This window comes from Mycobacterium sp. ZZG, from assembly GCF_054786995.1.
The window spans coordinates 63267-77971 of record NZ_JBTBFV010000023.1 but is presented as its reverse complement, the minus strand read 5'-3'; the positions used below and the strand labels follow the sequence as shown (position 1 = coordinate 77971).

At 69.0% G+C, this 14705-nt stretch carries 15 protein-coding genes and 2 pseudogenes; 8 read left to right on the top strand and 9 right to left on the bottom strand.

The window, feature by feature from the left end; translation table 11 throughout:
• The 3 genes and pseudogenes from ACXMYJ_RS15085 to ACXMYJ_RS15075 form a co-directional block, all read left to right on the top strand.
• Positions 1-248, top strand: a pseudogene (locus tag ACXMYJ_RS15085) (HNH endonuclease); the annotation flags it as partial.
• Positions 249-372: 124 nt separating this feature from the next.
• Entirely contained in the window at positions 373-639 is a 267-nt protein-coding gene (locus ACXMYJ_RS15080; RefSeq protein ID WP_460357272.1) for a DUF1918 domain-containing protein, read from the top strand.
• A gap of 12 nt (positions 640-651) precedes the next feature.
• On the top strand, positions 652-2742 hold the full coding sequence (locus ACXMYJ_RS15075) for an adenosylcobalamin-dependent ribonucleoside-diphosphate reductase (RefSeq protein WP_460357269.1): 2091 nt from the start codon (positions 652-654) through the stop codon (positions 2740-2742).
• A 9-nt stretch (positions 2743-2751) separates the two neighbouring features.
• On the opposite strand, the pseudogene ACXMYJ_RS15070 reads toward ACXMYJ_RS15075, so the two are convergent.
• From ACXMYJ_RS15070 to ACXMYJ_RS15060, 3 genes and pseudogenes are all read right to left on the bottom strand, one after another.
• Positions 2752-3384, bottom strand: a pseudogene (locus ACXMYJ_RS15070) (dienelactone hydrolase family protein); the annotation flags it as partial.
• A gap of 65 nt (positions 3385-3449) precedes the next feature.
• Positions 3450-4190 (bottom strand): GAF and ANTAR domain-containing protein, encoded by a 741-nt coding sequence (locus ACXMYJ_RS15065; RefSeq protein WP_460357267.1) that lies wholly within the window; start codon positions 4188-4190, stop codon positions 3450-3452.
• A 52-nt stretch (positions 4191-4242) separates the two neighbouring features.
• Positions 4243-4677 carry a CBS domain-containing protein gene (locus tag ACXMYJ_RS15060; protein ID WP_260757385.1) on the bottom strand — a complete coding sequence of 145 codons (435 nt, stop codon included), beginning with the start codon at positions 4675-4677 and terminating at the stop codon, positions 4243-4245.
• Between the two features lie 176 nt (positions 4678-4853).
• Between ACXMYJ_RS15060 and ACXMYJ_RS15055 the strand changes: the two genes are divergently transcribed.
• Positions 4854-5681, top strand: coding sequence for a universal stress protein (locus ACXMYJ_RS15055; RefSeq protein WP_460357264.1), 828 nt, complete (start codon positions 4854-4856; stop codon positions 5679-5681).
• 175 nt (positions 5682-5856) lie between these two features.
• On the opposite strand, the gene ACXMYJ_RS15050 is transcribed toward ACXMYJ_RS15055, so the two are convergent.
• A complete protein-coding gene (locus ACXMYJ_RS15050) occupies positions 5857-6285 on the bottom strand; it encodes a nitroreductase family deazaflavin-dependent oxidoreductase (RefSeq protein ID WP_460357261.1) in 429 nt (142 codons plus the stop codon).
• Between the two features lie 159 nt (positions 6286-6444).
• On the opposite strand from ACXMYJ_RS15050, the gene ACXMYJ_RS15045 reads away from it, so the two are divergent.
• Positions 6445-6717 (top strand): hypothetical protein, encoded by a 273-nt coding sequence (locus ACXMYJ_RS15045; protein ID WP_260757390.1) that lies wholly within the window; start codon positions 6445-6447, stop codon positions 6715-6717.
• Positions 6714-8405: a type IV secretory system conjugative DNA transfer family protein gene (locus ACXMYJ_RS15040; protein WP_460357257.1), complete on the top strand. Its 1692-nt coding sequence runs from the start codon at positions 6714-6716 to the stop codon at positions 8403-8405. The genes ACXMYJ_RS15045 and ACXMYJ_RS15040 overlap by 4 nt, the downstream gene beginning before the upstream one ends.
• Here ACXMYJ_RS15040 and ACXMYJ_RS15035 read toward each other — a convergent pair.
• From ACXMYJ_RS15035 to ACXMYJ_RS15015, 5 genes are all read right to left on the bottom strand, one after another.
• Positions 8384-9883, bottom strand: a complete 1500-nt coding sequence (locus ACXMYJ_RS15035; RefSeq protein ID WP_460357254.1) for a cation:proton antiporter domain-containing protein — start codon at positions 9881-9883, stop codon at positions 8384-8386. The two genes, ACXMYJ_RS15040 and ACXMYJ_RS15035, sit on opposite strands and share 22 nt — an antisense overlap.
• Complete coding sequence (locus tag ACXMYJ_RS15030; protein WP_260757412.1) at positions 9829-10053, bottom strand: cation:proton antiporter; 225 nt, start codon at positions 10051-10053, stop codon at positions 9829-9831. The genes ACXMYJ_RS15035 and ACXMYJ_RS15030 overlap by 55 nt, the downstream gene beginning before the upstream one ends.
• 40 nt (positions 10054-10093) lie before the next feature.
• The gene (locus tag ACXMYJ_RS15025; RefSeq protein ID WP_260757414.1) at positions 10094-10969 is read right to left on the bottom strand and encodes a universal stress protein; all 876 of its coding nucleotides are present in this window, start codon (positions 10967-10969) and stop codon (positions 10094-10096) included.
• Between the two features lie 120 nt (positions 10970-11089).
• Positions 11090-12091 carry a magnesium transporter gene (locus ACXMYJ_RS15020; protein WP_260757415.1) on the bottom strand — a complete coding sequence of 334 codons (1002 nt, stop codon included), beginning with the start codon at positions 12089-12091 and terminating at the stop codon, positions 11090-11092.
• Positions 12088-13467 (bottom strand): wax ester/triacylglycerol synthase family O-acyltransferase, encoded by a 1380-nt coding sequence (locus ACXMYJ_RS15015; RefSeq protein WP_460357251.1) that lies wholly within the window; start codon positions 13465-13467, stop codon positions 12088-12090. The genes ACXMYJ_RS15020 and ACXMYJ_RS15015 overlap by 4 nt, the downstream gene beginning before the upstream one ends.
• Before the next feature lie 132 nt (positions 13468-13599).
• On the opposite strand from ACXMYJ_RS15015, the gene dosR reads away from it, so the two are divergent.
• Positions 13600-14244: a hypoxia response regulator transcription factor DosR/DevR gene (dosR, locus tag ACXMYJ_RS15010; RefSeq protein WP_460357248.1), complete on the top strand. Its 645-nt coding sequence runs from the start codon at positions 13600-13602 to the stop codon at positions 14242-14244.
• A gap of 237 nt (positions 14245-14481) precedes the next feature.
• Entirely contained in the window at positions 14482-14703 is a 222-nt protein-coding gene (gene infA, locus ACXMYJ_RS15005; RefSeq protein ID WP_003418601.1) for a translation initiation factor IF-1, read from the top strand.
• Positions 14704-14705 lie beyond the last annotated feature (2 nt).

Genomic DNA, 14705 nt, shown 5'->3' with positions numbered 1-14705 from the left:
TCACCGAACCGCTTGGCGGACTGTTGTTTCCGACCTTGGCGACACCGTCGGCGGCCCTGCCCGATGTTGACGTGCCCGCGGAGGCGCCGGACAAGGCGGCGATGATGCCGCGACGGACCAGAACCCGTGAGCAGGAACGGCAGGCCCGCATCGCCCGTGAACGCCGACAGCGTATCGAGATCAACGCCGAACGTGAACGCCAGCATCAGGCCTGGCTCGCCGCCACCTACGAACCGCCGCCGTTCTGAGTGGCACCGTTCACCGGGTCAGCCCGCGCCCTTGCCGGGACTTTCGGCCCACGCAATGAGGGCCGGGTGCCCTAGCCAACGGCACCTCCGTCCGCGATCATCGGCGCATCGGAAGGGAGGCCGCATGAAGGCGAAAGCAGGCGACTGGCTGGTGATCAAGGGTCTGACGGTCGACCGGCCCGAACACCGAGGCCTGATCACCGATGTGCGCTCGGGTGACGGCTCACCGCCCTACGTCGTGCGATGGCTGGACTCCGAGCACGAATGCCTGGTGTTCCCGGGACCGGACGCCGTCGTCGTCACCGACGACCAACAGCGTGAGGCCGACGAGAGAGCGCAGCGCCGGTTCGGGGCGGTCCAGTCCGAGATTCACCGCGCCGGGCCGCATTAGCGGGTGCGCACCATGGCGGCCCGGTCGCGGCGGCGCCGGCCCGAGCAGGTGCGGCGGCGTGACGGGACCCTCGTACCGTTCGACATCGGGCGCATCGAGGCCGCCGTGTCCTTCGCCGCCCGTGAGGTGGGCTGTGAGGACCCGGACCTGCCGGCCACCGTGGCGGCGGCTGTGGCCGATGCGTTGGGTTCTGGGATTGCGGCGGTCGAGACGATCCAGGACCACGTGGAGGCGCGGCTCGGGGAAGCGGGGCTGGACGACGTGGCGCGCGCCTACATCATCTACCGGCAGCGTCACGCCGAACTCCGCTCCGCCAAGGCGCTTCTGGGGGTACGCGACGAACTCAAACTCAGTCTGGCCGCGGTGACCGTGCTGCGCGAACGGTACCTGCGCCGCGACGAGCACGGCCATCCGACCGAGTCGACCGGCGAGATGATGGATCGTGCCGCCCGCGCCGTCGCGGCAGCCGAGGACGCGTACCAGCCCCGGTCGTCGGCGCGGTGGGCCGAGCGGTTCGCACTCTCGATGCGACGGCTGGAGTTCCTGCCGAACTCGCCCACGCTGATGAACGCCGGCACCGAGCTCGGTCTGCTGTCGGGTTGTGTGGTCCTGCCAGTCGAGGATTCGCTGCGGTCGATCTTCACCGCACTGGGACACGCTGCGGAGATTCAGCGGTGCGGCGGCGGCACCGGGTTCGCATTCAGTCGGGTGCGGCCGGCCGGCGACCGGATCGCCAGCACCGGCGGATGTGCCAGCGGTCCGATGTCGTTTCTGGGATTGTTCGACACCGCCGCAAAGGTCGTCGCGATGGGCGGCCGGCGGCGCGGAGCCTGCATGGCCGTGCTCGACGTGTCCCATCCCGACATCCGTGCCTTCGTCACCGCGAAAGCCGAGTCGCCGCAGGAGTTGTCGCAGTTCAACCTGTCGGTGGGGGTCAGTGACGCGTTCATGCGGGAGGTGCAACGCGGTGGTGTGCATCGCCTTCTGCATCCCGGCACGGGACGCACAGCCGCCACGGTCTCCGCGGCCGAGCTGTTCGACGCCATCTGCGAGGCCGCGCACGCCTGCGGCGACCCCGGGCTGCTGTTCCTCGATGCGATCAACCGCGCCAATACGGTCCCCCGCCTGGGTCGCATCGAGGCGACGAATCCGTGCGGGGAGGTTCCGTTGCTGCCGAACGAGTCATGCAATCTCGGCTCGATCAACCTGGCGCGCATGGTCGTCGGGGACGGGGTCGACTGGGAGCGGCTGCGCGAGGTCACCGCGCTGGCGGTGCGGTTCCTCGATGACGTCATCGACGTCAGCCGCTACCCGTTCGAGGAGCTCGGCGTGGCCACCCGGGCTACCCGCAAGATCGGTCTGAGCGTGATGGGGCTCGCCGAAATGCTGGCCACCCTCGGAGTTCCCTACGACAGTGAGGAAGCGGTGCAACTCGCCGGCCAGGTCATGGGCCGTATCCAGCGGACCGCGCACGAGTCCTCACGACGGCTCGCCGACGAACGCGGCGCGTTCCCCGCCTTCGCGGAAAGCAGGCTCGCCCGCCACCGGCCCCGCCGCAACGCCCAGCTGACCTCGGTGGCGCCCACCGGGACCATCTCGCTGATTGCCGGCACCACCGCAGGCATCGAACCGATGTTCGCGATCGCCTACACCCGCGCCGTCGTCGGCAGGCACCTGCTGGAGGTCAACCCGTGTTTCGACCGGCTGGCACGCCGCGGGGGCTTCTACACCGAGCAGCTGGCCGCCGAGATCGCCCAGCGCGGAGGCGTCCGCGGTTACCGGCAGCTGCCCGCAGATGTGCGCGCGGCGTTTCCGGTCGCCGGCGAGATCGCCCCGGTCTGGCATCTGCGGATGCAGGCCGCGGTGCAGCGGCATGTCGACGCCGCCGTCTCCAAGACGGTGAACCTGCCCGCGAACGCCTCGGTCGGCGATGTCCGCGCGACCTACCTGGCAGCGTGGCAGGCCAAGGTCAAGGGAATCACCGTGTACCGCTATGGAAGTCGACGGGGGCAGGTGCTCTCCTATGCCGCGCCGCAACCGGCCCTGGCGCAGGCCGACCTAGAGTTCAGCGGAGGGTGCGTCGGCCGGTCCTGCGAGATGTGATCCGGCCGCTCACCGGTGGCCGAGATGCCGGACGAACCAGTCGCGTGCCAGCTCGGCCGCCTGCTCGAGGGTTCCCGGCTCTTCGAACAGATGCGTCGCGCCGGGCACCACCGCGATCGTGCACGGAGCCGACATCGATTGCTGGGCCCGGCGGTTGAGCTCCAGCACGGTCTCGTCACGCTCGCCGACGATCAGCAGGGTCGGCGCGGTGACGTCGGCCAGGCGGGCTCCGGCCAGATCAGGCCGGCCGCCGCGGGACACCACCGCGGCGACGTCGACCCGCTCGTCGGCCGCGGCGGTCAACGCGGCACCCGCACCGGTGCTCGCTCCGAAGTAGCCGACCGGCAGCGAGGCCAGGTCCGGCCGGCTCTTCACCCAGTCGGTGACGTCGACGAGCCGGCCGGCCAGCAACCCGATGTCGAACACATTGGCGCGGTTGGCTTCCTCAACCGGCGTGAGCAGGTCGAACAACAAGGTCGCCAACCCCGCGTCGTTGAGCACCTTCGCCACGTACCGGTTGCGGACGCTGTGTCGGCTGCTGCCGCTGCCGTGTGCGAAAACCACTACCCCCCAAGCGTTGTCCGGGACGGTGAGCTGACCGTCCAGTTCCGCTGCCTCGGTCGACACCCGGACCGGAGTGTCCAGGCCGCCGTGGTTGTTGGCCGGCTCGACCGACGTGTGGGTGATGGATGAGCGTGCACCGTCAGTCATGACGACCCCTCCGATCCGGCCAGATCGGGCTGAAGGCGAAGCTTGCGTTCCACCACCGAACGGGCCACGCTCGCCAGCTGCAAATCGTGTCGGTAGGCGTGCGCGCGCAGCCGCACCAGCGCGTCGAGGACCGAGACACCCAGCTGCACCGACAGCATTCCGGCCGCCTGGTGCACCTCGGCGCGCCACAGTGCCGGTGTCTGGCCGGTCGTCGTCGCCCCAGTGGTGGTGTCGACCCCGACGCGCTGGTCGAGCACCAGCAATAGCGCGGTGTCAGCGTAGATCAGAGCGTCGACTAGGTCGTCCCGACCGAGGTCACGTGGAGCGTCGCTGTAGAGATTCAGCGCGCCGACGTGGATTGCGCCGAGGGCGAGGGGAAAGCTGTGCACCGCCCGCACACCCAGCGGCGCGACCTGGCCGGTGAAAGCGGGCCAACGGCGCTGGACGACCGACGAGGTCAGGTCGTCGATCAGAACCGGCTGCCCGGTGGCCGACGCGTCGATGCCCGGTCCTTCGCCGACCGTCGCCTGCACGTCGTCGGCCTGCCCGGCATGGTCACCGATGCAGTAGAAGGGCTCCAGCGTGTCCGGTCCGGCGGCGAGCATCAGGCCGGCGCCGTCGACGGTCAGCGCTTCCACGCATTCCACACAGGCGTGCGCCGGGGACAGTGGTGTCTTCTCCCGCATCGCCCGGAGCGCGACGGCGGTCCAGATGCGGGCGGCCCGGTCGCCGTCCACCGCTACCCGTCCCGGACGTGGCGCCGGCGTGCGGACGCGGGCATGGTCACGCTCAATGGCTGGGGATCGCCTGTTGCGCACAGATCGCCTTGACGAACTGCGCGACAGCATATTCGGGCAGATGACGGGCGATGTCGGCTTCGGAGACGATACCCACAAGGCGGTGATCGTCGATCACGGGCAGCCTGCGAATCTGGTGCTCCTCCATAAGGGCGAGCATCTCCTGGACACCGGCGTCGGCCCCGACGTGATAGACCGTGCCCTGGGCGAGCTCACCGACGGTGACGGCGGCGGGGTCGTGGCCTTCGGCGACACATTTGATGACTATGTCGCGGTCGGTGATGATGCCGTGCAGACGGTCGTCGTCACCGCATACGGGTAGCGCTCCGACCCCCATCTCGGCCATCCGGCGCGCGGCAGCGGCCAGGGTGTCGTGCTCACCCGCGCATGTCACCCCGGCGTGCATGATCTCTCGGGCGGTGGTCATGGTGTTCTCCTCCCTGTCGGACGCCCGGGCATTCGCGTGGGCCCTGTACTGAGTTTGAGACCGACAGGGGGCCCGACCCAGAGGTCTTTTGGCACCAGATTCGCGACCAATGACCCCATTGGGGGCCCCACCGCGGATCTACGGTCACGACATCAGCACGTCCGGAGGGAGCCGACATGTCTGAACCAGGGGGGTCGCACGGCGTCGTCGTCGGGGTGGACGGGTCGCCGTCATCGCTCTCGGCGGTCCGATGGGCGGCCGGCGAAGCCCGGCTACGCCACGTGCCGCTGACTGTCATCCACGTCGATGAGGTCGCCGAGACCGCCAACGGGGACACGGTTTTGGCCGAGGCGACGGTCGTCGGACGTGAAGCCTCCGATGGCGAGGGTCCCGGTGTCGAGAGCCGGCGATTGACGGGCAAGCCGGTGCCCGAGCTCGTCGAAGCGTCGCGGGAGGCCCAGCTGACGGTGGTCGGCAGCCGCGGCCGCTCCGGACGGCTGGCAGGCTCGGTGGGACTCGGTCTGCTGCACCACGCCAGGAACCCCGTCGCGATCGTCCACGACGACGTCGCACCCCGGCAGGGGCCGGGGCGCAGGCCGATCCTGGTTGGGATCGACGGTTCGAACACATCGCTGTCGGCGGCGGCGTTCGCCTTCGACGAAGCTTCCCGGCGGTCGGCAGATCTGCTGGCGCTGCACGTGTGCAAGGACTCCGACGCCCCGGGTGCCCACCGCCGGCAGATCACGATGGCCGAACAGGAAGCCGAGGATTTCCTGCGCGAAACCCTTCAGGACTTGCAGCAGAAGTACCCGGAGGTGGCCATGCATCCGCTGGTGCGCTTCGAGAATCCCACCCAACAGCTGCTGGTCCAGTCCGAGCGGTCGCAGCTCGTCGTGGTGGGCAGTCACGGCCGGGGCGCCGTCGCCGGCACGTTGCTGGGCTCGGTCAGCGCCGCGGTGGCCGCAGGTTCGCGCGTCCCGGTGATCGTCGTTCGGCGGACGTAGCCTCCGCAGTCGCCGGGTCGCGCCATCCGCGGTCGCACTCGCTTCATCGGAGTCTCCTCCTGCCCATGTGGCGCTAGGGCGTTCGAGCAGCCCGGAGCAGCTCACCCCACGCATCGTCGATCACAGCGCCGACGTGGTCGACGGCGGCGCCGCATCGGAGAGTGTGCGGAGTCGGTCACATGTCATGATCTGCCTCTCCGTCGGGCGCCAAGGTGAACTTGACGAAGCGCTCGATTCCGAACCGGTCGAATGTGCGCCGGCGTCCGGCCGACAGCTCGGCAGCTGCGGTCGACGCGTCGATGATCCGCGGGGCGACTACCGGATACGAGCGGCCGCCGACGGTGATCGTCGCCTTCCCCGCGGCCTGGGTATTGCGCAGCCAGTCGACGTCGGTGCCGTAGGGCAGCGGTGTGATGAATCCATCTGTCACGCGGTAGGCGACTACGGGCGTAGTACGGACCCGCCCTGTGGTGCGCCCGGTGTGCTGGATCGTCGCGGCGTACCAGTGCTTTCGGCCGGCCAACAGGAGCATCACCGGGTTGAGGACGTGCTTGTTGAACGTCCGCACCGCGTCCCTGGCGGAGCGGGTGGATTGCATGCGCATACCCGATGCTCACCAAGGGGGATGCCGGCCGGGCAGGGTAAGGCGGACCCGCTTTGAGGGACCAAAGGCACCTGTTCGGCAATGGTGACTTTCGTCTCTATTGCGGCGCGGTGTGCTCGGAAAACGATGAGGGCGATCCACCTTGCGAAGGGAGCGCCCATGCCCGCGACGTCGACCGACCAACTCGCCCTGACGCAGCGTCAACTCGACGATGTCGCATGGCAGTTTCTCCGCTCCGAGTTCACCGGCGACATCTATGCGCACTGGCCCATCGACCGCAGACTCGACGTCTTTTTGCTGCACCGCGGATTTCGGAAGCTGCACGACAACGGCTCGGCCTGCGACGCGCTGCTGGAACGTGTGATGGCCAACCTCGGCACCGCGGTGCGAATCGGTGTGCTGCGACCGCCGAGCGCCGGTGCAGCGTCATGACCGTCATCCACAAATCGCCCGAAGACTGGCGCGTCATCCCGAATTTCGTTGATTACGAAAGCACCTGCGCGGACTTCGGCTGGGACGCTGCCCCCGATGTGTGTGAGGGTATGGGCGCCGGTCTGTGCAACATCGCCTACGCCGCGGTGGACCGCCACACCGGCGCTCCGGCGCAAGCACGGACCGCGCTGCGGTTCGTGTCGGAGGCCGGCTGGGACGGCGGCCTGAGTGTTCGCGACCTCAGCTACGCCGAACTGGGAACCCTCACCGGCAAATTCACCAACGTGCTGCGGTCGCTCGGTGTCACTAAGGGCGGGCGGGTGTTCACCCTGCTGGGCCGGTGCCCGGAACTGTACGTCACGATCCTCGGCGCGCTGCGTAACGGCAGCGTGGTGTCGCCGCTGTTCTCCGCGTTCGGTCCCGAGCCGGTCGCGACCCGGCTCAGTATCGGCGAGGCGGAGGTGCTGGTCACCACCAAGGCGCTGTACCGCAAGAAGATCGCCGGTATCCGGGACACGTTGCCCTCACTGAAGCACGTCTTCGTCATCGATGACGACGTCGGCGTGCGCCTTGACCGATGCGACGGCGTTGACCACCGCCACTCCCATCTCGGCGGCCGCCATCATCGACAGGTCGACGACCGGGACGGAAAAGGGGTCGCCCGGCTGCTGGACGGGCCGATCGTCAGCGGGGCCCGCCGATGGTGCCCGATGCGGCGGTGGATCGACATCGGCGTGTTTGAGGATCAGACACCGGCGCGGTTGCCGGGCAGCCAGGGCCGCATCGTGGTCACCGGCCCTCCGGGCTCAGGCAAGAGCCACCTGATCGGGCTGATGGCCGAGCAGTGGATCCTCGCGGGCTACGGCGTGCTCGTGGTCGATCCCGAAGGCGACCACACCGAACTCAGGGATCTCGACAGCGTCGTCCTCGTCGACAGCCGACGGCACCTGCTCGAACCTCCCGATCTGGTCGAGATGCTGCACCCCCGAACCAGTCTCGTGGTGGACCTGTCGGCTCTGAATGCCGCCGCCAAGAGCGGGTACATCCACCGTCTCCGGGCCGTCGTCGAGGCGCACCGCGAACAGTACGGCTTCCCGCACTGGGTCATCTGGGACGAGGCCCACCTGCTGGGCCCCCAGCAGGAAGTCCGCTGGGTGCGCCGCGGCGGTTACGTGTTGTCGTCCTTCGCGCCGGCGACGCTGCCCGCCGACGAGGTCGACGCCAGCGACGTCGTCGTGGAGACCCTCAGCCCGGAAGGCGCTGAAGCGGCACCGTGGCCGGTCGCACGCGCGGTCATCAGGCACGGCGGCGGCCGGCCGCGCTGCTTCACCGTCGCGGGCCGCCGCACGAGCCACATCCGTCATCGGCACAAGTACGCCGACGTCGCCCTACCTCAGGAGCGCCGGTTCTACTTTCAACCCACCGACGGGCAGTCTCCGGCACCGGCGGCGACGATGCGGGAGTTCGGCGAGGCCATGATCCGGCTGGCGCCTGAGACGTTGCGCTTCCACCTCGAGCGCGGCGACTTCTTCCGCTGGTTGCGGCACACCATCGCCGACGCCGAGCTGGCGGCCGAGGTGGCGTCGTGGGAGGACGAACTGGCCGCGCATCACGCTGCCGAAGCCGAGCGGATCCGCACCCGGATCTCGCACGCGGTGCAGAAGCGCTACCTCGAAGCTCCCGGCTGAGGATTCTGCTCGTCGTCGTTCCCCGAGTCGCCGGCGGTGAGCAGGTCGTGCAGCGTGTTCGAGGTACTGTGCGCGGCGGCCGAGAACGGCTCGAGGACGATGTCCACCTCGGCGGCGCGAAGTCGTTCGGCGTCATGGCGCGTGTGTGCGGTCAACGCCACGGCTCCGGTGAAGTGGTGTTGCCGAAGGCCGTGCAGCAGAGCGAGATTCGTTTGCAGGCTCGGTATCGCGCTGATGACGTATCTGGCCCGGTCCAGCGGCAGCGCCTCGAGGAGGTCGAGGTCCTCCGCACTGCCGAAAGCGGTCGACACCCCGCGGCGGCGGTGCGTGCTGACGCCGTGCGGGTCGAAGTCGACACCGAGGACCCGGTGGCCGGCGCCGGTCAGACGCTCGGCGAGATGACTGCCGAAGCGACCCAGTCCGAACAGGATGACGTCGAAGTCACCGTCGGCGCCAGCGGCCACGTGCTCGCGCTGACGTTGTCTCTCGAAGTGGGACAACCACCGCTTCGACCGTTCGTAGATGCTGTCCGAATACGTCGTCATGTAGGCCGACACGGCGATGGTGAGGAGACCGACGACCGTGATCAGGCTGACCGTGGCGTTGTCGATGTGCCCGAGCGTCAGCCCCAAAGCGGCCAGGATCAACGAGAATTCAGAGACCTGGGCGAGCGGCAGACCGACCAGGAATCCGACACGCGCGGGATACCGCATCACCGACATGATCGCGATGACGATCACCGGCTTGGCCACCAACACGAACAGAGAGAGCAACACCGCCTCGGTGATCGGGCCCTCGGCTTCGCGCAAGTCCAGGCCGGCGCCCAGGTTCAGGAAGAAGAAGAACAGCAGGAAGTCCCGCAGGCTGACCAGGCGGGCACCGAGTGCGTCACGGAACTGGGTGCCTGCCAACGACACTCCGGCCAGGAACGCCCCGACCTCGGAGCTGAACCCCAGCCACTCACTGAACGAGGCGATCGACATCGCATAGGCGACGCCGAACAGCACCAGGAGCTCCTGCGACCGCGCGATCTGCGGCATGACCCAGGGCAGGACGAACCGCATCAGCACCCAGACGGCGGCGAGCAGACCGACGCCCTTGAGCGCCACCGCCGCGATACCCGCGGCGACGCCGCCGTCACCGCCTGTGCCGTACGCCGTGAGGGCGATCATCACCACCACGACGACGATGTCCTGGACGATGAGTATGCCGAGTGCGATCCGGCCGTGCAGCGTGTCGAGCTCGCGCTTGTCCGACAACAATTTCACGATGATGATCGTGGACGAGAATGTGAGCGCGACGCCGACATAGACCGCGGTGACGGTGTCCATCCCGAGACCGAGGGAGATCAGGAATCCGAGCGCGAAGGTGACGAATACCTGGCCGAGTCCAGCGACCACCGCGACAGGACCGGTGTTGCGGATCATGTGCAGATCCAGCCGGAGCCCGACCAGGAACAGCAGGATCGCCAGCCCCATCTGGCCAGGGTGCTGTCGACGGTCACCCAGCCCGCGCCGACCGGGCCGGCCGCGACACCGACCAGGATGAAGGCCACGATCAGCGGCTGCCGCAGCCTGGTGGCGATCAATCCTGCGACGGTGGCGAGCGCCAGGACGACGGCGATGGTGGCGAAAGGGTGAAGGTGCATCACGAACTGGTCTCGGCCAGGGGGGTCACCACCGCGGCGTTCACCGGGGCCGCACCACCATCACGGGGATCCTGGCTGCCTGCACCGCGACCGCGCTGACCGACCCGAGCAGTGAGCCCGTCACCGCGCCGTATCCATGGCTGCCGACGACGAGGAGCTGGGCCGAGTCGGACCGCTCGACGAGGCGGCGGGCCGGTTCGTCGGGCACAACCACGAGTTCGACCGTCACCTCGGGGTAGCGCCGCTGCCAGTCGGCGAGCTGACGGGACGCCTCCGCTTCGACCTCGGGACGTAGCTCGTTCCAGTCGAAGCCCGGCATCTCGAAGGCTCCCGGCGACCACCACGCATGCAGCACGACGAGCCCCACCTTCCGCCGGGATGCCTCCTGGAAAGCGATGTCGACGGCGGGTTCGGCTGCCGGCGAGCCGTCGAAGCCCAACAGCACCGGCGCCCCCTCGCCGGCGGCCGGCGCTTCGTCGCGCACCACCACGACCGGGCCGTGGGCGCGGTGAACCAGGCCCATGCTGGTGCTGCCGAGCACTTTCCGGGCCAGCCCGCCCCGGCCCCGGGAGCCGACCACCACCATGCCCGCGGTGCGGGACTGCTCCACCAGAGCCGCGGTCGGTGTCGCCACGGCGAACTCGGCGGTGACCGGCACCGTTCCCGCGGAGAGCTTCTCGGCGATCTGCCGGGCGTCGGTGAGGATGTCCTGGCCGATCTCCCGCTGCCAGTCCAGGAAACCGGTCGGCACCGGCGCCACCGGCCATGCCCCGATCGGCAGCGTGGTCGCGTACAGGATCACAAGCGGGACCTCGCGCAGCGCGGCCTCCTTGGCGGCCCATTCGAGGGCCGGCTGCGACGAGGGTGAATCATCGACTCCGACAACTACCTTGCCGATCTCAACCGCAGCGGACATCGTGTCTCCTGTTCTCGTGTCGGCGGCGTGGATCCGATGCCGCGCCGCACCCCCACGTTATGGGCCGCGCGGGCCCGCTTCTAGAGACCTTCGGCCTCGGCCGCCCGTCATTGCGGGCGCTCAGGTGAGCAGCACGCTGACGGCGCCGAAATAGAGCAGGATCGACAGCAGGTCCTGGGCCACCGTGGCCAGCGGTCCGGCTCCGAACGCGGGATCCCGGCCGAGTCGGTGCAACAGCCACGGCAGGCACAGCGCCACCACGGTGGACACCGTGCCGGCGCCGACGACCGTCAACGAGACAGCCAGTGCCAGCGCAGGATTGGCCGTCATCACTGCCACCACCGGCCACATCACGGTGCCCAGCAGGACACCCACCGCCAGGCCGGTGAGCGCTTCCCGGGCCGCGATCCGGCGGATGCCGACACCCACACTCAAACCGCGGATCGCCAGCGTCTCGGTCTGGGTGCCGACCGCGTCGGCCAGATACACGATGCCCGGAACGAAGTACGCGATAGCCAGGTCGGCGTTGAGATGTTCGTCGAACGCGCTCATCAGGATCGCCGAAGCCATCGCGCCGATCAGTCCGACCACCAGCCACGGGACCCTGTGCCACAACCGTTTTCGCACCGACTCTATGCTCGTCGAGCGCGCCGATTCCACGCTGCGCAGGAAGCCGCCGAGCCTGGCGAGGTCCTCGTCGTGTTCCTGCAGCAGGACCGCGAGAAACCGGTGCGGCGTGATCAGCCCGAGGAAGCGGGCGCCGCCGTCGACGACGGCGAGGTATGGCTCCGCTCGGTGCACGGCCTGCCACGCCGCATGCTCCTGATCGGTCTCCGGAGCAACGGTCGGCGGCGCCGCGTCCATCACATCACGCAGACGTTGCCCGGCCGAGGCGGCCAGCACCGCCTCCAGAGTCGCGATCCCGATCAGCCGCCCGTCGGCGTCGAGCACCGCGATGGCGGCGGCACTGTCGAATCGCATCCCCCGCATGGCGGTCAGCGCTTCGCCGGCCGTGGTGTCCGGCGCGAAGGTCGGGACCTCGCGGGTGGCGAGGTGCAGCGCCCGGTCGGCCGGGCCGAGCAGATCGATCTGAGCAGGGATGACGGCCTTCGTCGGTGTCACGCGTGGACCTGGCTCGGTCGTCGCGAAGCGGCCGACAGCGCGGCCACCGCCGCGCCGATGCCCGAAGCGAGTTCATCCACGTCCGGGAAGGTGTCGAAGTCGGTGGTGATCCCGAAGACCAGCTCGTCCCCGTAGCTCAGGATCGCCACCGCCGTCCGCAGCCGCAGCGCCATCGGCGGCACGGGAAGCATGCGCACCACGTCACGGCCCATCACCTGCAACCGGTGTTGCGGCCCCGGCACATTGGTCGCCAGCGTGACCACACCGCGTTGCGGTAACGACGTCAGCATCCGGATCGCGCGGGTGGCCAGCGCGAACGGCACGAGCTTGATCGCGGCCACCGCCGCGCTGCCGGCCTGGCGCTGACCGCCGGCCTTGACCCGGGCGAGCCGACGGTGCACGGTCCGCAGTTGCCGCACGCGGTCCGGCTCGTCCACGGGCAGGTACGGAAGCATCATCGACACCCGGTTGTCGAGCCGGCCTGCCGCATGACCGGAGCGCACCGACACCGGAACCAGGGTGCGCAACGAATCCGGGCGCGGCTCCTCGCCGCGCCGCAGCAGGGCGGACCGGAAACTGTCGGTGATCGCGGCCAGTGCGACGTCGTTGATCGTCACGTCGAAGGCCTGACACACCGAGGCCACCTGAGCCAGAGGCACTTGCACCGCGCTGTACCGGCGCAACGTGGTGACCGGGCCGTTGAGCGAGGATGCCGAATCCCGGAGCAGGCCGCCGACGATCCCGACGGCTCCCCGCGCGGTCACCGCGGCGGTGGCGGCCACTGCCGAGACGGCGTCCCACCCGGCACGCGCCCACCGCACCGGGTTCAGCGTCGGGGTCGGCAGCGCCGGGCCGCGATCAGCGGCCTCGTGCGCGGCGCGGATCGCTCCGGCGTAGGTTTCCCCTTCGCCACCGTCGCTGAGGCCGGCGATCAGGTGCATGGCGGCGATGCCGTCCGCCAGGCAGTGGTGGACCTTCATCAGGATGGCCCACCGGGCGTCGGCCAGACCTTCGATGATCCAGGCCTGCCACAGCGGACGCTCCCGGTCCAGGCGCGGCTCCATCGCCTCCGCGGTGAACCGGAACAGTGCCGCGTCGTCGCCGGGGTGCGGGAGAGCGGCGTGGCGGATGTGGTGCTCGAGATCGAGCGCGGGATCGTTCACCCATTCCGGTGCCGACAGGTCGAACCGCTGCCGGCGCACCACCTGCCGCAGCCGGGGCACCATCAGGATCCGCTCGCTGATGGCCGCGACGATCTCGTGGAAATCAGGCACCGGACCCTCGAGGACGGACACGGCCCCCACCGCGAGGCTGACGTGCCGATCGGCGTCCTCGGCGTCGAGGAAGCCGGCATTGAAGGCGGTCAACCGGTCCACAACACAACTATCGGCCGGAACGGAACGCCAGTGGCAGAGTCCGAGGTCCCTGCCGGTCGGGGACCTGCGGCCCTAGTCACCGCCCGGGACAGCGCCGAAGATCCACACCGAGGGCGGCGGAAAGGTTCTCTGATGGTCCGGGTCTTCTTGGTCGACGACCACGAGGTGGTCAGGCGGGGCCTGATCGATCTGCTCAGCGCCGACCCGGCGTTGGAGGTGGTCGGCGAGGCGGGCTCCGTCTCCGAGGCGCTGGCCCGGATACCCGCCGTCTCACCGGACGTGGCGGTGCTCGACGTCCGGCTACCAGACGGCAACGGCATCGAACTGTGCCGGGAGCTGCTGTCACGGATGCCGGGGCTACGCTGCCTGATGCTGACGTCGTTCACCTCCGACGAAGCGATGCTCGACGCGATCCTGGCCGGGGCCAGCGGATACGTGGTCAAGGACATCAAGGGCATGGATCTTGCGACAGCGATCCGGGAAGTGGGCGCGGGCCGGTCGCTGCTCGACAATCGGGCGGCCGCGGCGCTGATGTCGAAGCTGCGCAGCGCGGCCGAGCACCCGGACCCGTTGTCGGGGCTGAGCTCGCAGGAGAGGGTGCTGCTGAACCTGCTGGGGGAGGGGCTGACCAACAAGCAGATCGCGGACCGGATGTTCCTGGCAGAGAAGACGGTGAAGAACTACGTGTCGCGGCTTCTCACCAAACTGGGCATGGAGCGCCGCACCCAGGCCGCGGCGTTCGTATCCCGCCTCGACCGCGCCGAGCGGGGTTTCTAGCCCGGCGCCGGGGCCCCGGTCGCCGACCGGCGGCGCAGATTTTGGGCGAGCGCTCTTGGCGAGTACCATGGATCAACGGTGCGGCTTCCGCGCCGACTTTTTGCGTGCCCCATCGGGAACCTTCGCCTTCGAGCGGGAATTCCCCGGATCCGGCCCACGTTGTCAAGTCGGACCGAAGGCTGCGCCGAAGAGGCCAGCAAAGCCGGTACGAAACGAAAGCAAGGATCGTTACAAAGTATGGCCAAAAAAGACGGTGCCATAGAGGTTGAGGGTCGTGTCGTCGAACCCCTGCCCAATGCGATGTTCCGCATTGAGCTGGAGAACGGACACAAGGTCCTCGCCCACATCAGCGGAAAGATGCGGCAGCACTACATCCGTATCCTCCCCGAGGACCGTGTGGTGGTGGAGTTGTCTCCCTACGACCTGTCCCGTGGCCGCATCGTGTACCGCTACAAGTAAGC

What these genes read in the sequence shown, in the direction of transcription:
- ACXMYJ_RS15080 (WP_460357272.1), top strand. Translation starts at nt 373, where the DNA reads ATGAAGGCGAAAGCAGGCGACTGGCTGGTGATCAAGGGTCTGACGGTC.
- ACXMYJ_RS15075 (WP_460357269.1), top strand. Translation starts at nt 652, where the DNA reads ATGGCGGCCCGGTCGCGGCGGCGCCGGCCCGAGCAGGTGCGGCGGCGT.
- ACXMYJ_RS15060 (WP_260757385.1), bottom strand. Translation starts at nt 4,677, where the DNA reads ATGACCACCGCCCGAGAGATCATGCACGCCGGGGTGACATGCGCGGGT.
- ACXMYJ_RS15055 (WP_460357264.1), top strand. Translation starts at nt 4,854, where the DNA reads ATGTCTGAACCAGGGGGGTCGCACGGCGTCGTCGTCGGGGTGGACGGG.
- ACXMYJ_RS15050 (WP_460357261.1), bottom strand. Translation starts at nt 6,285, where the DNA reads ATGCGCATGCAATCCACCCGCTCCGCCAGGGACGCGGTGCGGACGTTC.
- ACXMYJ_RS15045 (WP_260757390.1), top strand. Translation starts at nt 6,445, where the DNA reads ATGCCCGCGACGTCGACCGACCAACTCGCCCTGACGCAGCGTCAACTC.
- ACXMYJ_RS15040 (WP_460357257.1), top strand. Translation starts at nt 6,714, where the DNA reads ATGACCGTCATCCACAAATCGCCCGAAGACTGGCGCGTCATCCCGAAT.
- ACXMYJ_RS15035 (WP_460357254.1), bottom strand. Translation starts at nt 9,883, where the DNA reads ATGGGGCTGGCGATCCTGCTGTTCCTGGTCGGGCTCCGGCTGGATCTG.
- ACXMYJ_RS15030 (WP_260757412.1), bottom strand. Translation starts at nt 10,053, where the DNA reads ATGCACCTTCACCCTTTCGCCACCATCGCCGTCGTCCTGGCGCTCGCC.
- ACXMYJ_RS15025 (WP_260757414.1), bottom strand. Translation starts at nt 10,969, where the DNA reads ATGTCCGCTGCGGTTGAGATCGGCAAGGTAGTTGTCGGAGTCGATGAT.
- dosR (WP_460357248.1), top strand. Translation starts at nt 13,600, where the DNA reads ATGGTCCGGGTCTTCTTGGTCGACGACCACGAGGTGGTCAGGCGGGGC.
- infA (WP_003418601.1), top strand. Translation starts at nt 14,482, where the DNA reads ATGGCCAAAAAAGACGGTGCCATAGAGGTTGAGGGTCGTGTCGTCGAA.